The organism is Bacillus sp. NTK074B (assembly GCF_017303375.1).
In the GTDB taxonomy this organism is placed as follows: domain Bacteria; phylum Bacillota; class Bacilli; order Bacillales; family Bacillaceae_B; genus Rossellomorea.
In genome coordinates, this window is the sequence record NZ_JAFKOH010000008.1 from 106,881 (window position 1) to 121,199 (window position 14,319).

General features: G+C 37.4%; 13 protein-coding genes. 7 read left to right on the forward strand and 6 right to left on the reverse strand.

The window, feature by feature from the left end:
- Nucleotides 1-226: 226 nt before the first annotated feature.
- The 5 genes from JI667_RS22950 to JI667_RS14600 form a co-directional block, all read right to left on the reverse strand.
- Entirely contained in the window at nt 227-361 is a 135-nt protein-coding gene (locus JI667_RS22950) for a hypothetical protein (protein WP_280515498.1), read from the reverse strand.
- A 16-nt stretch (nt 362-377) separates the two neighbouring features.
- On the reverse strand, nt 378-1,637 hold the full coding sequence (locus JI667_RS14585) for a helix-turn-helix domain-containing protein (protein WP_206856112.1): 1,260 nt from the start codon (nt 1,635-1,637) through the stop codon (nt 378-380).
- 219 nt (nt 1,638-1,856) lie between these two features.
- Complete coding sequence (locus tag JI667_RS14590; protein ID WP_206856115.1) at nt 1,857-2,471, reverse strand: hypothetical protein; 615 nt, start codon at nt 2,469-2,471, stop codon at nt 1,857-1,859.
- A gap of 138 nt (nt 2,472-2,609) precedes the next feature.
- Entirely contained in the window at nt 2,610-2,783 is a 174-nt protein-coding gene (locus tag JI667_RS14595) for a hypothetical protein (protein WP_206856118.1), read from the reverse strand.
- Nucleotides 2,784-2,802: 19 nt separating this feature from the next.
- Nucleotides 2,803-3,123, reverse strand: coding sequence for a helix-turn-helix domain-containing protein (locus JI667_RS14600; protein WP_244668333.1), 321 nt, complete (start codon nt 3,121-3,123; stop codon nt 2,803-2,805).
- Between the two features lie 206 nt (nt 3,124-3,329).
- On the opposite strand from JI667_RS14600, the gene JI667_RS14605 reads away from it, so the two are divergent.
- From JI667_RS14605 to JI667_RS14630, 6 genes are all read left to right on the forward strand, one after another.
- A complete protein-coding gene (locus JI667_RS14605; RefSeq protein ID WP_206856135.1) occupies nt 3,330-5,276 on the forward strand; it encodes a DNA/RNA helicase domain-containing protein in 1,947 nt (648 codons plus the stop codon).
- Nucleotides 5,277-5,453: 177 nt separating this feature from the next.
- The gene (locus tag JI667_RS14610; RefSeq protein ID WP_206856138.1) at nt 5,454-7,010 is read left to right on the forward strand and encodes a hypothetical protein; all 1,557 of its coding nucleotides are present in this window, start codon (nt 5,454-5,456) and stop codon (nt 7,008-7,010) included.
- 15 nt (nt 7,011-7,025) lie between these two features.
- Complete coding sequence (locus JI667_RS14615; RefSeq protein WP_206856141.1) at nt 7,026-8,063, forward strand: hypothetical protein; 1,038 nt, start codon at nt 7,026-7,028, stop codon at nt 8,061-8,063.
- A gap of 66 nt (nt 8,064-8,129) precedes the next feature.
- The gene (locus JI667_RS14620) at nt 8,130-9,530 is read left to right on the forward strand and encodes a M20/M25/M40 family metallo-hydrolase (RefSeq protein WP_206856144.1); all 1,401 of its coding nucleotides are present in this window, start codon (nt 8,130-8,132) and stop codon (nt 9,528-9,530) included.
- 120 nt (nt 9,531-9,650) lie between these two features.
- The gene (locus tag JI667_RS14625) at nt 9,651-9,974 is read left to right on the forward strand and encodes a nucleoside triphosphate pyrophosphohydrolase (protein WP_206856145.1); all 324 of its coding nucleotides are present in this window, start codon (nt 9,651-9,653) and stop codon (nt 9,972-9,974) included.
- 66 nt (nt 9,975-10,040) lie between these two features.
- On the forward strand, nt 10,041-10,925 hold the full coding sequence (locus JI667_RS14630; RefSeq protein ID WP_206856639.1) for a phosphorothioated DNA-binding restriction endonuclease: 885 nt from the start codon (nt 10,041-10,043) through the stop codon (nt 10,923-10,925).
- Between the two features lie 12 nt (nt 10,926-10,937).
- On the opposite strand, the gene JI667_RS14635 is transcribed toward JI667_RS14630, so the two are convergent.
- Entirely contained in the window at nt 10,938-11,357 is a 420-nt protein-coding gene (locus tag JI667_RS14635; protein ID WP_206856173.1) for a very short patch repair endonuclease, read from the reverse strand.
- A 210-nt stretch (nt 11,358-11,567) separates the two neighbouring features.
- On the opposite strand from JI667_RS14635, the gene JI667_RS23180 reads away from it, so the two are divergent.
- Nucleotides 11,568-14,315 carry a Z1 domain-containing protein gene (locus tag JI667_RS23180; RefSeq protein ID WP_206856179.1) on the forward strand — a complete coding sequence of 916 codons (2,748 nt, stop codon included), beginning with the start codon at nt 11,568-11,570 and terminating at the stop codon, nt 14,313-14,315.
- The last annotated feature ends 4 nt before the right edge of the window (nt 14,316-14,319 follow it).

The following is a 14,319-nucleotide window of genomic DNA, read 5'->3' on the forward strand; positions in this document are numbered from 1 at the left end:
ATGACCGTTTATTTGTACACATGTGTTAACATTACTGATTTCTCATAGCTATGATATGTAATGTTATAACTAATGTTAGCAGAATAAACCGTTAATTAACATAGCTTTGCTATTGATAAAACGAGCTGTCTTTTGTAGGGATTAATGCTATTTTTAAGACCTCATTTTATCAAATTAGCTACTGCTATGTTGTTTGAAAAAGAAGGTTGAATAGGAGAATCGATTGTCATATATTGAAGTGAACTCCTTCCCCACTTACTGGATCGGGATGATCTTCATCTTGGTTAGGGATGATAATTAAACCAGAAATGATACCCATTACAATAGCTATTTTAAACATCTTATGAACATGATTCTTCATTTCGATTCCTCCATGTTTATCTTATAGTGTTATAAGCTTCGCAAAAATAATATGATGCGTTTTTATATAAGTTTCTTTCTTCAAATAGTTTGGCAACCCAATAGCAATATTCACTATAAACTCTTGGCTTACTAGAATTTTTATATTCTTTCATTGATCTACTTAATTTCTTTTCATCCATTGTTATCTGATTCTTTTTTACTTTTAATAAATATAAAAGAAGCTCCACTTCCTCTCTCAGTAAAGAATCTTGGTCCTCGATCTCCATTTCATTTAAGACTTTTTCAGAGTCAGAATAGTCCCCATACCTATAGTGGGTTTTAGCCAATATCAATGTTGTAAAAGATACAGATGGATCATGGTACTTCTTCTTTAACTCTATGCATTCATTCCATGATCTAATAGATTCTTTAATGTTTCCCATCTTTTCGTAAAAGAGTGCCCTATTGTGTAGTATTTTTCCTAATCTTCTTTGATCTGTTTCTTGAGATATTAATCTTTCACATTTATGGAGTATGTGAAGAGCTTTCATATATTTTTTAAATCTACTATAGCTGATGGCTAAGAGCATATAGCTATCAATGCAACGGCTAGGTAGAAATTCTTCTTTAAATATCTCTAAGGCCTTTTCAGCAAATTCTATACATTGATTTGCTTGATACAGTTGACTACAAATCAGGCTTTTAATGTAGTACAAGTATCCAGAAAGCCAACTACTTACGACCTCCGTTTTCAGAAGTATCAATGCTTCATTGCAATGGACATTGGCTAATTTATAATCCTCTGTGGTAATAAGAAAGATGCTTACATACAGTTTAAATAGCAATTTATTATAAGGATTCATTTGGTCAACAAGTTGTGTTAATTCATTGATAAGCTCTTTCGCTTGTTTTCTATTATTTGATATTGTAGCTACTCTAAGTAAAGTAATGTTTGCGAAGATGGTCAGACGAGGGACATGATTAGCTTCTAACATGTTTAATACAGATGCCAGTTTATCTCGTGCCTTTGATAAATCTTTTTCATTAATGAAGAGTTCGTAAGTTAAAATTCTCAATAATTCTTCTGCTTCAGAATTTATAACACTTGAAATAACCGGGTTTCTTTTTATGTCTAACCTCTTAAAAAGATGTTCTACAATCTCCTGAGAAGGTTCAATTTTGTTGTTTTCCAATTTACTTAAATAAGAAACGGAACAAATACCAGTAGCTAATTCAGACTGACTCATGCTTTTTTTTAACCTGTATAGCTTAACTGTTTTCCCAATAAATTCCATATAGATCACCTTCTTCCTATTATTGATAGATTCTTTTGACCTAAGTTAATAGCAACAAAAAATGCTATTTTATGTAAATATCACAACCGGTAACCTTCTTCAATAAGATCTTTAATATGGAAATCCGCTGTTTCAGCTATCCTTGGAATTTGGTGTCAGTCCCTCGGTGTACTAATGCGTTATTGTACTGGGGGACTGAACCCATTTTTCGCAGTTTTTCTACTCCAATCTCCCCCCATAATGATCTTTCACCCAATACGTCAACGTCCCATCCTGCTCAATACGATAACGCAGATCAGCTTTCTGCAGTCCTTCAATCATCAATGGGCGTAAGTCACTCATCATTTGATTGCTTTCTTCTATATAAGTAAAGAGGATTTCAGAATGATAGGTGTTGGCATTTGCTGATGACATCAGATAGTCGACGGCTGCCTGTTTGATGACGTACAGTTCGATGGTTTTGTTATGTAGCTCCTTAAATTCTCGGGGAGGATTGAGGTCAATCAGTTTTTGATAATTTTGAGTGAGCATCATGTCGGTTTCATTGATATCAACAGACAGGGATGAGAGGTTTCCATTTGCAGCATTGATCTTGGTCAGCAACTGTTTGAAGCTTTGATCGCTGGAAATGAAGTATTGCTCACGCTCCTGCAGGTAGCTTCGTATCTTTTGTTCCTGCTGGATTGTGATTTCGTTGTAGATCTTCATTGGTAATCCGCTTGCGAACAACGCCAGGAGGATGAATCCAATGACGCCCCATGACCATTTGGGAGCTTTCTTCCTTTTAGGTCGATACCGATTATCATTCCAGTAGTCTCTTTCTACTATGGGCATTAGTGGTTCCTCGTTTCGTTGGATACTAGTAAAATACTCTCCTAATATTACCATAATATTACATGAGGGAAGTTGTATTTTTGTGATTTGTTGGTATGCTCTTAAAGGTTTGGTGAAAATAAAAAAGAAAGCTGTGGCTTACTCCCCTCGTAAGCCACAGCTTTCCTTCTTCACCAACCTAATAACTTCCTTCACATCCGAACCCCTAAATATAGAAGTGGATTTATCATTCTCCGTAAAATAGATCTCCCCATAAGCATTCTTCTCATCAAACCCAACAATCTTAAAACGGTAAACTTGCTTATCCTTCATCAAAACAAATTCCTGCTTTTTAATCTCGATCACCTCTATAGTATAGATCAGAGTATAGTTGTTTTAATGCAGTTGAGTTATTGTCTTTATGTTTCTCTATGTTCTCCCACACTTCTTCATTTAAGCGGTCCAGGCTGATCCCCAATGCTATGGCAATTTTCGATAGGGTATAGGATTCAGGGGTTCGTTTACCCCGTTCAATATTGCTTATGGTGGTTCGAGCCAGGCCTGCTCTTTCTTCTAGTTCTGCCTGAGTATAGCCCATCTCGCTCCGTCTTAATCGTAATAAAATGGATATGTACTTCCCGTATAATTCCCGTTCTGTCAATGATTTCTCCAATACTTTGACCCCTTTTACAACCATTATCAAATGGTGAAAAATGGCTTGGAACGGACAGGTCGTCAACTTATTGAAATAAATGGAATTTAATTAAAGTATTTCTCTATATGCAGCTTTACGTAGAGGTGAAAATTAAGGGTAAGCTTGCTAAATCCCAAATTTAACTAAATAATAGGAATATACTGTTAGACGAAAGGCTGACGAATATGATCGTATATGAAGCTACTAAACAAGAGTTTCTTGAAGATGTTTTTCATGATGAATTGGTTAATAATATATGCAGCAATTACACGTCGAAGATTGGAAAGATCAATGAGCGGGAGGTTCGCTCTTGGGATAATTCGATGCAGTACATGTATCGTGTGCTTAGTGATCAAGATATTCCTAGTGACGCTGGGGTTGCGATTGAGTTTAAGATTCCGCATACGTCGCGACGGGTGGATTTCCTGATCTCAGGGAAGGATGGGGAGAAGAATTCCATTGTGATAGTGGAGCTGAAGCAGTGGGAGTCTGTTGAGGTGATCAGGGGGAAGGAAGCGATTGTAAAGACGGCGATGAATCGCGGTCTGGTGGAGACGACTCATCCTTCCTACCAGGCTTGGTCATATGCATCCCTCATCAAGGATTACAATGAGAATGCCCAAAAAGCGGAGATGGAGCTGTATCCTTGTGCGTATTTACATAATTACTTGAATCAGGGGGAAGAGGATCCTCTGACAGATCCGGTCTATGATTATTATATAGAACAGGCTCCAGTCTTTGTGAAGGGACAGGCGAAGAAGCTCCGGGATTTCATTAAGCGTTATATTCAGGTAGGGGATAACAAGGAGAATCTTTATAAAATCGAGAATGGTCGCATCCGTCCGTCGAAGTCACTTCAGGATTCGTTAAATCAAATGCTGAAGGGGAACGACGAGTTTGTGATGATTGATGATCAGAAAGTGGTATATGAGGAAGCCATTCATTTGGCAAAAGAAGCTCTTCGGACCAATACAAAACAGGTACTGGTCGTCCAGGGTGGTCCGGGTACTGGGAAATCGGTTCTCGCTATCAATCTATTGGTCCACCTAACCAATCTCAGCATGGTCTGTCAGTATGTTACGAAGAACGCGGCACCTCGAAACATTTACTCTACCAAACTGAAGAAAGATTTCAAAAAGGGACATATTGATAATTTGTTTAAAGGATCCGGAAGCTACTTCGATGCTCCTAGGGATGAGTTCGATGCGCTAATCGTGGATGAAGCCCACCGATTAAATCTGAAGTCCGGGATGTTTCAGCACCTCGGTGAAAATCAAACGAAGGAAATCATTCAAGCATCAAAGCTCTCCATCTTCTTCATTGATGAAAGGCAGCGGGTCACGTTAAAGGATCATGGAAGTCTTAAAGAAATTAAACGATTTGCCAAAGAAAACAGTGCTCCGCTCACGATCATGAACCTTGAATCTCAATTTCGCTGCAGTGGCTCCGATGGCTACTTAGCATGGCTAGATGACGTGCTTCAGATTAGAACAACAGCAAATGCTCATTATATCGGAAGCCAGTATGATTTTCGGGTTTTCAACGATCCGAATGAATTGAGAAACGAAATCGAGAGAAAAAATGCCAACAACAAGTCCCGCATAGTTGCTGGCTACTGCTGGAACTGGGACAAGGAGGGGAAGAGCAATACGGACTATCATGACATTGTTCTTGATCAATACGACTTCAAGATGAGCTGGAACCTCGATAATTCAGCCACCTGGGCCATTGATGAGGATTCTATTAAAGAAGCAGGCTGTATCCATACATGCCAAGGTCTGGAGTTTGAATATGTAGGGGTGATCATAGGGGATGACATGAGATATGAAGATGGAGAGGTCTTCACAGATCATACTCAAAGAGCTAAGACGGATTCTTCATTGAAAGGGATAAAGAAAATGCTTAATGAAAATCCGGATAGAGCTGAGAAGGTGGCGGATGAGATTATTCGGAACACGTACCGGACGTTGATGACTCGTGGCCAGAAGGGATGTTATGTGTATTGTACGGACCCTGAGCTTGGACAGTATTTTAGGGAGCGGTTTGAAGAGAGTAGTCAGGAATATAATGAGAATGAGTTTTTTAGAGGTGGAAGTATGGTTGCTGAGGGGAAAGCGGAATATAGGTACTAGGCTAGAAAAATAATAAGTTGTTGAACCTCGTCCCTATAGTTATTCACACACTACTTTAAATCTTGGCGTAAGAGAACAAATACGACCCTTCCTCAAGTATTCAAACAAACCAGTGACAATAGTGTCATTGAGAGTTGTTTATACTAATATTATTAATCTATAAGGGGATGGCGCTGTATGTTAAAGACAATTATTAAAGAAGTAATGAAAAAAGGAAACACAAGAAATATTGATTCATTAGAGAGGGACATAAACATCGTTCTCACTTATTTTGGATTTGGTAAAGAACCAAACCCAACCTATCAATCTATCGCAGAAGAGTATGGCGTGAGAAGACAAAGAGTAGGACAAATTATCTCCACAAGATTTGTTGACAAGGTTGCAAGTGGTAACTTGGAAATTCTACAGGATATAGAGAATATCATTAAACAAGAAGAAGCAATATTTATTAAAGAATTACTCCAAACCCTCATAAATAAAAACTTTCTAGATAATCAAATGAATCCCAAAGGGCTTTTGACTCTACTCCACAGGTTCAACCTCTGTATTGAATATAACCTCTTTAATCTAAACATAGAAAGAGCGTCTGAAAGTGATTTTGTCAGTAGGCAGGAGCTGCTTCTTGTTAAAGAGGGACATGAGACAGAGTTAACAACCAAAATAGGCAGCATCAAGACTTTTCCAGGTCTTCATGGTTTGGTTAGGTATTCAGAGGTCGTAGCAAGAAATGAATGGCTTCGAGATGAAAAGGCAGAGTTTTATAAAAAGGTGATAACATCTTCCCAAAATGTGTGTACAATCAACGACAGCGAGGGGGATATGTGGTACCTATTTGAGGATCGTGCCAATGTCCTGATTAATACGTTAGGTAAAATAAGGAATATAACAAATCAAGTGAAAATAGACATTCTTGCCCGAACCATCCATTCAGAAATAAATAAAAGGACATTTCAAAAGGCTATACCTAGTGTTGAAATGATAAAAAGTTATCTTATTCAATCAAAATTTGTTGCGTCAGATGGGGAATATGCTGTTTTAAATGTTGATAAAAGAGAACTCCAAGATATCGAGAAAGAAATTTTAAATTATTTTTCTGCGAAAAAAAAGATATCAGCCACTTTTTCAGAAATAAACGCTCATCTAACAAAGAAGGGATTCAGTGATGCAAGTATCACTCAAAAGGTTTATCATTGTTCCTTTCTTTATGTAGATAAGAGCGGGGGCAGAAGGAATTATAAATTTATTCTTATTTCAAACTTTACTCGTGAATATGAGATTACTCAAGAAGGAGTCCGGTATGAAAAGTATCGTGACAGATTAAGTCAATTGATGGGAAGCACGGATACTCCTAGAGAGGTTAAACTGAGGAATGAACAAGCTATCTTAAGAGATTGGCTATTTAAAGGAGAAAATGCTACATGCTGTGCTATTTGTGGAAGGTTATTTTCGACCGGTTCATTGGTAGCTGCTCATAAGAAAAAGAGAAGTCATTGTACAGATGAAGAAAGAAAGGACCCTAACATTGTGATGCCTGTGTGCTTGTTTGGGTGTGATACTTTATATGAAAGAGGAATTATATCTGTTGAAAACGGTGGCATAGTGGTTTGCTGGCAAACAGGTTTACAGAGAGCCGAGATAGAATATTTAGAGGGATTGGAGCACAGGAAAGTGGATGAACAGTGGTTAGTAGGGAAAAGCATTCAGTACTTCCATAAAGCAATCACAAAAAATTAAGGGGATATGGATGAGATGAGGCATAAAAAGTTATCTATTGATGAACTCCTAGATAGGGAAGAAATTCTAAGATTAGAAATAGCTTCAGCCGATGACCCATCATACTATGAAATAATCGCGTTATATAAGAATTTGTATAAGCAAATCCGCGTAGATAAGACAGGAGAGTATATACCGAGTCTGGAAAAAATTAGAAGTAATCTTATTTTCCATTTAATTGAGTATGGTACATTCTTGAAGACAAGCGAATATAAAAATGAAAAAACGGCAAAAGATAGTTTAGAAGATGCCATTAAAATTGATAAAAGGTTACCAATTGTACATTATAGATTAGGTTTTTTGGCTTATAAAAATAACTATGTAAATGCTCTTAACCACTTTGAAGATGCACTCACTTATCAGGAAGAGGTTCAAGATGTCCAAGATGTCCAATACAAATTAAATAAGCAACAGGTTTATAATTGTCATTTGTTTTTGGCGAATTGTGCACTTTTTATTGCAGAGAAAGCTCAAAAAGGAATAGAAGGTTTTAATGAATTTGGAGAAATATCAATTCCTACAAAATATGAAATATCCCCTTTTTATGAGTTGATTAGAAAAAACGAGAAATATCTTGAAAATCATTCATATGTGAAGATAACTAATAAAGGGTCAACATATTGCAGCATAGAAGATTGTGAAGAGGCATTTTACACAGAGAATACAATTATTATTGATTCGAGCGGTAGGAAGGACTCTGTTATCTTTAACGAGAGAGAAAAGAGCCTCTCTAAAAAACACGCGGATATGTTACGCACCTTTTTGTTGAATAGTAATGAGGGCAATCCCTTAACTAAACATACCTTTTATGATTCGTTTTTGAATGCGAATGTAAATGGAGACATTCCTACAAATACCTACGTAAAAAATGTGCAAAGGTTGAGGGCACACTTGAAAGAAGTAGGGATAGAAGCTGAGGTGCTAATAAATAAAAAATCCAAAAATGAAACGGGATATTACTATAATGAAAAATATCCATTTATGGTTTTAAATCGTACCGATGAACTGTTCTAATTTGATGACAGGTCTGTCATCACCCTTTTGAGATAATTGGTTTACAAACCAAGGGGAGATGATGAGATGAAAAAAACGTGGAATCAGTTATTTGTGCGACAGGGATGGTTATTGGATGAAGTGGAAGGAAATATCTTTGATTGTAACCAAGAAACGGAAGCAAATGTTGACTTTCTTATCAAAAGTTTGGATGCTGCTGGTGTGGACCATACCATCAATAATGGAAGATTGATACTGTTTAGTGAAGTGGTACTTGAAGAGGAGTGGCTGAAGGCTGTTGATTATAAAGGACGTGGACATGGTGAAGGCCTTTGGTTCCGCCCTGGTATAGAACAGCCGAAGGTTGCTGAGCTTGATACGTATATCAGCGGTATCGTACGTCAGCTGAATCGACTTGGCTTTCACACGATGGGCTCCTGTGATGGGCATGAAAGAAGAACGGCCCATGTCATGGTTACAAAGGAAAGGAATCTTGATGAGCTAGTGGGGGTGTTATTGGCACTAGGAATCAAAAAGATTTATTACAGAGAACAGAAGAATAGTAATCATATAGCATTTCATTTAAAGCGTAACCACCTCCTGGACCTGGCAGAAAAGCTCAGTCTGATAGAAGCAGAGTGGGTAAGTAAGGGAGAAACATTCATCAGAGAAAAGATGTTTCAACATCAATTGGAGGAACTTCTGATGATTCCAGGTGCAAGCGGTAATGAAGGGAAGGTCAGGGACTATGTAGTAGAGAAATTAGTGCCTCTCGTCGATTATCTCACCATCGACCGAACAGGTAATATTCTGGCTGAGAAGACTTATAAAACCGGGCATGGACCTGTCATCCTATTGAGTGCACATTTAGATACGGTATATGAAATTGAGGAAGACCGTGAGATTCTTAAAGAAGGGAAGATCTGGTCCAGCAGTAAGGGGATATTAGGGGCTGATGACCGTGCAGGAGTGGCCATACTACTCCATATTGCTGAAATTCTTCACCTATCTTCAACCTTTAATGGGAAGGTGAAATTCATCTTCACAGTGGAAGAGGAATGCGGGCTGGTGGGAGCAAATAATGTTGATGATTACTTCCTTTGGAATACGGATGCAGCCATTGTGGTTGATCGCCGTGGAACAGGAGATATCGTTACTTCTTGTGGTGGGTATATCCCATTTTGTCACCCTCCATATGGGAGTTTCTTTGAAAATGTAGCAAAGAGTGAAGGCTTAAACGGCTGGGAGACAACTCTAGGGGGCAGTAGCGATACACGAGTTTGGGCAATGCATGGTATTGAAAGCGTGAATCTATCTGCAGGTTACTTTAATGAACATACAGATGATGAACGTTTGGATGTGGAGGGCTGTTACGGGACGGCTAAGTTAATAGAAGGATTTTTCAAGAATAACAGGGAACTGAAAAACGTACTAAGAGAGGTTAGCCGACTGAAAGAAATAAATGAAATCATCAAAGAGGCACTCTAATTAGGGGAATTAAACGAGTTGAAGAGCCACTTAAACAAGTGGCTTTTCTTGTTTGATTTGATAATCGACATAAATAAAATGTTAAAATATAGATAATACAATCCATAGGAGGTCACCAACATGCCGGCCTACAACAAGTTAGTACGGGATAAAATTCCACAAATCATTGAAAGTAAAGGTAAGGAGTTTTCAACAAGGATCCTCAACGATGAAGACTACATAAAGTATTTAAAAGAAAAAGCTTATGAGGAACTTGATGAGTACCGTGCGGCTGAAATGGATGGAGAAGCTGTAGAAGAGCTTGCTGATCTCTTGGAGGTTGTCAGGGCTTTGTCTAAACAGCATGGATCTACTATTGAAGAAATAGAAGCAGTACGGAAAGATAAGGCTGAGAAACGTGGGGGATTCCAGGAGAAGGTGTTCCTGATTGAGGTAAAGGATTGATTTATTGGAAGTTCCAACTTACCTATTATATAGGAAGAAATAAATCTCTATGAGTGGTGGGAAATGATGAACAGCTTTGAGTTAAAGGAAAGAATTAATAACCTGTCCATATGGAAGAAAGGGGACCAGAGAGCTCCCCATAAACCATTGTTGATTTTGTTTGCTTTGGGGCAGCTACAAGCAGATAAACCGAGATTCATAAGTTATGAGGTTACAAGGGAGAAGTTGACAGAACTGCTGAGGGAATTCGGGCCGCTTAGGAAATCCTATCATCCCGAAGAACCCTTTGTACGTTTAAAAAGGGATGGAATATGGCTTCTGGATAAAGAGGCGAATGCAAAAAGTCCGAGTAATCGTCAATTACTGGCGGATGAAGTTGCTGGGGGATTCACCCCGGAAGTATATCAGCTTCTAAAAAATGACTCCAGGCTGGTTCAGGAGATTGCTCATATTATATTAGACAGTCATTTTCCAGAAACGATCCACCAAGATATCTTAGATGCGGTTGGACTGGATTTCACAGTTTATACGAAAAGGAAGAGGGATCCGAAATTCAGGGAAAAGATTTTAAGGGCTTACGGGTACAGTTGTGCGGTTTGCGGCTTTAATGTAAGACTTGCCCACACACTCGTAGGAGTCGAAGCGGCCCATATCAAGTGGCACCAAGCCGGTGGTCCGGATACTGAAGAAAACGGAATAGCTTTGTGTTCTTTGCATCATAAGCTATTTGATAGGGGAGTGTTTACTTTAACACCTGAGCGTAAGATGGTTGTGTCTCAGGACGCACATGGGACTCATGGGTTTGATGTGTGGTTGATGAGGTTTAATGGGCAGGTGATTCGTAATCCTATTCAGTCATATTATTTCCCAGATCAGTCTTTTTTGCATTGGCATGTTAGGGAAGTTTTTAAAGGCCCTCAGTATAAGCAAATGTCAACTTTCGAGTATTGATTCTGCTGGACATCATGAATTTATTTTAGCTTCTTCAATAAACTGTGATATTTTACTTATTACCTTATCAAGATCATCTTTTATTTCGTGCTCCCAAATTCTTAATATATTCCACCCTAAATGGATGTAATGATTAGTGACCTCATCGTCCCTTGTTCTATTTCCTGTCAATTTCTCTTTCCAAAATTCAGGGTTTGTTTTAGGAATATTGCCATGAATTGGACAAGAGTGCCAAAAGCAAGAGTCAATAAAAATTACTACTTTGTATTTTTTTATTGAAATGTCAGGTTTACCAAATAGATTTCGTGTATTTCTGCGGAAACGGTAGCCCTTCTTCCACAGTGCTGAAGTGACTACTTTTTCTAATTTTGATACTGATTTTATCGCTTGCATATTCTTTTTTCTTTGTGCACTTGTCATATTATCAGACATTAGTAAGTTCACACCTTGAAATCATGTTTTACTTAAGTATTCCTTTTAAAATATATATACAAACATAAAATAAAAAGGATAGGGAATAAAATACCTATCATATTAATCTAATTATTGTAATGAAAACAACACTAAATAGTAATTTTCTAGTAAAATATACATTGAATAGTAATTTTGATTTTTAGGAGTAAATACATAGGAGTGGGTTTTGTGATTGATATACGTTCACCTAAATATGATGCAACCAGGTCTATGATAAAGAATATGAAAGAAGAAGGCGACACTTGGGAGACTATTGAGGAAAAATATGATGGGTTAAAAAGCTTTAAAGTAATTACTCAAGAGATTGATAAAGAGGACTGGGCAAATATTATCCGTGAACTTAAAACAGAATATCACAAGTCTGAAAATATTGAGAAAATTGATATTGATACTAGAATCGTGTCACAGGGAGAAGACAATGAGTCATTTATACCAACTGATGAAAGGTCTTCTTGGCAGCTATACAAAAAGAAATTATTGGACGGCGGATGGAGAGAAGACGCTGTAGAGAATCTAGAGAAAAGTACCATTGGAATCTTAAAGAAATTGAATAACAATACCGTTGAAACTGGTCCGGTTAAAGGGTTAGTAATTGGTCAGGTGCAATCAGGAAAAACTTCAAGTATGGCAGGTTTGATGGCTATGGCTGCAGATTGGGGCTGGAATACTTTTATAGTTTTATCAGGGATGATAGAAAATCTAAGAGATCAGACACAAAAGCGTTTGATTGAGGATCTAAATGACCCGGGTAATAATATATGGCGCTCCCTTCAAAAATTAGCTAAGAGTTCTCCTGTTGGTGAACGAACCCAGGACCTTCATTTTCAAGAAGGTGAACCTCATAGATACCTTAATGTATGCTTGAAAAATAAGACTAGGCTTGAGAATTTAATTGGGTGGTTAAAAGGTGATTCCAAAAAGCTTTCTCAGATGAAAATTTTAGTTATTGATGATGAGGCGGATCAGGCAAGTGTTAACACAAAGAAAATAGATGAAGAAGAAAGAGCAAAAATTAACCAACTAATAATTGATCTGGTAAATATTGTTCGTCCGAAATCTATGAACTATATAAGTTACACAGCGACACCTTACTCGAATCTATTAAATGAATCAACAACTCACTCTCTCTATCCCAAGGACTTTATTGCTGTATTACCAGTTTCAGATGAATATTTTGGGGCAAAACAGATATTTGGACTTGAAGGATCTGATGATTATAACGGTTTGGATATAGTTAGAGAAATATCGGATTGTGATTTAAAAGAAGTGCAAAATCTACAAGATAATATTTCTAATAAAATGCCTGAGAGCATGATTGACAGTATTTGCTGGTTTTTTTGCAGTACTGCGGCCTTAAGATACTTTAGATATAAAAAACCTGTCAGTATGTTAGTACATACAAGTCAAAAACAAGCTCATCACAGCCAAGTGGCTATAGAAATTTCAAACTGGATTTCAAATATTAGTGATAATGAACTGATTAGGATGTGCAGAGAACTGTTTTTGAAAGAAAACAGTATGTTCAATTTGGAAAAATTCATTAATGGCTATAAGGATTATCCAATACCTGAAAAGGGGTTAAATGGATACCCTGACTTTTCAAGGTTAATTCCTTTTATTAATGAACTTAAGAAAGAAATATCACATATTCAAATGGATCAAGAAGGGGACCTTGAATATCATAAAGGCGTTCATTTGTGTATCGATAATAGTGCGAAGACGGGGGTTACTGAAGATAATTTACATATTCGTCTTGCATATCCTAATAAGGAAAAATTAAGAGAATTGAATACTGCACCCGCATTTATCATAGTCGGAGGAAGTACCTTGTCGAGAGGCCTTACAATAGAAGGATTAGTAAGCACATACTTTCTTAGGGCTACCACAGCCGCCGATTCTCTGATGCAAATGGCCAGGTGGTTTGGTTACAGGAAAGGGTATGAGTTATTTCCACGAATTTGGATGACTAAAGATACTTACGATAAATTTTGCTTTCTAACCACCTTGGAAGAGGAACTCAGAAGCGAATTAGAAGAATTTTCGATAGGTAATAAAAACCCTTTAGATGTAGGTCCAAGAATCAAGAATACACCTAAAGTTTCATGGCTGAGGGTGACTGCAAAGAATAAAATGCAAAATGCCCAGGAAATCGATATGGACTTTACAGGAGCCTCTATTCAGACAATTCATTTTGAAAATGATCAGGAGATGCTGCAACGGAATATAGATCTTACAGAAAAATTCCTTATGAACTTTTGCGGCGAGCCTGAAAGATCCTTATCTAAAAATGCGATTGTTTATGAGGGAGTTAATTTTGAGAGTCTGAAAAAGGAATTTTTACTCAAAATGGATTTTAATAAAAGGTCAAGGACATTTAATCAAATCGATTTATTTTGCTCATGGTTTGAAAAAGTTAAGGATGAAATAAACTTAAATGACTGGAATGTCATTGTTGCAGGATCAGGTGATGTAGTTACTAATCCTTCTAATGAATCTTCTAGATGGTCCTTGGGTAGATACTCTGTAGGTAAGGTGAAACGTTCGGCCAAGTATTCTTCTATGAACTATTCTAAAGACATAATTAATATTGGTGTACTTAGAGGGCCTCATGATGTCTTTGCAGATATTAATGACAAAGAGTTTCACGAGAATAAAAACAGCGTGAATGTATCGAACAAAGATATAAAAGAAGTAAGGAGTATGTATGGATTAGGAAATACTCCTCAGATGATAATATATAGAATTGATAAAGATTCAAAGGCGCGTGTAACAAACGAAAATCACTCAAGGGTAGATTTGAATTTTTCAAGAGATATTATCGGCGTATATATCAGTGTTCCAGGAGACTCTACAGGCTCACCCCACGCCAAAGGATTAAGCGTTGTGTTGGAAAATTCGGATATAGATTCTGAGTAAAGCA

Bases quoted from the DNA above. Each gene is read 5' to 3' on its own strand.
- JI667_RS14605 (WP_206856135.1), top strand. From the start codon at position 3,330: ATGATCGTATATGAAGCTACTAAACAAGAGTTTCTTGAAGATGTTTTT.
- JI667_RS14615 (WP_206856141.1), top strand. From the start codon at position 7,026: ATGAGGCATAAAAAGTTATCTATTGATGAACTCCTAGATAGGGAAGAA.
- JI667_RS22950 (WP_280515498.1), bottom strand. From the start codon at position 361: ATGAAGAATCATGTTCATAAGATGTTTAAAATAGCTATTGTAATGGGT.
- JI667_RS14585 (WP_206856112.1), bottom strand. From the start codon at position 1,637: ATGGAATTTATTGGGAAAACAGTTAAGCTATACAGGTTAAAAAAAAGC.
- JI667_RS14625 (WP_206856145.1), top strand. From the start codon at position 9,651: ATGCCGGCCTACAACAAGTTAGTACGGGATAAAATTCCACAAATCATT.
- JI667_RS14630 (WP_206856639.1), top strand. From the start codon at position 10,041: ATGAACAGCTTTGAGTTAAAGGAAAGAATTAATAACCTGTCCATATGG.
- JI667_RS14620 (WP_206856144.1), top strand. From the start codon at position 8,130: ATGAAAAAAACGTGGAATCAGTTATTTGTGCGACAGGGATGGTTATTG.
- JI667_RS14595 (WP_206856118.1), bottom strand. From the start codon at position 2,783: ATGAAGGATAAGCAAGTTTACCGTTTTAAGATTGTTGGGTTTGATGAG.
- JI667_RS14610 (WP_206856138.1), top strand. From the start codon at position 5,454: ATGTTAAAGACAATTATTAAAGAAGTAATGAAAAAAGGAAACACAAGA.
- JI667_RS14590 (WP_206856115.1), bottom strand. From the start codon at position 2,471: ATGCCCATAGTAGAAAGAGACTACTGGAATGATAATCGGTATCGACCT.
- JI667_RS14635 (WP_206856173.1), bottom strand. From the start codon at position 11,357: ATGTCTGATAATATGACAAGTGCACAAAGAAAAAAGAATATGCAAGCG.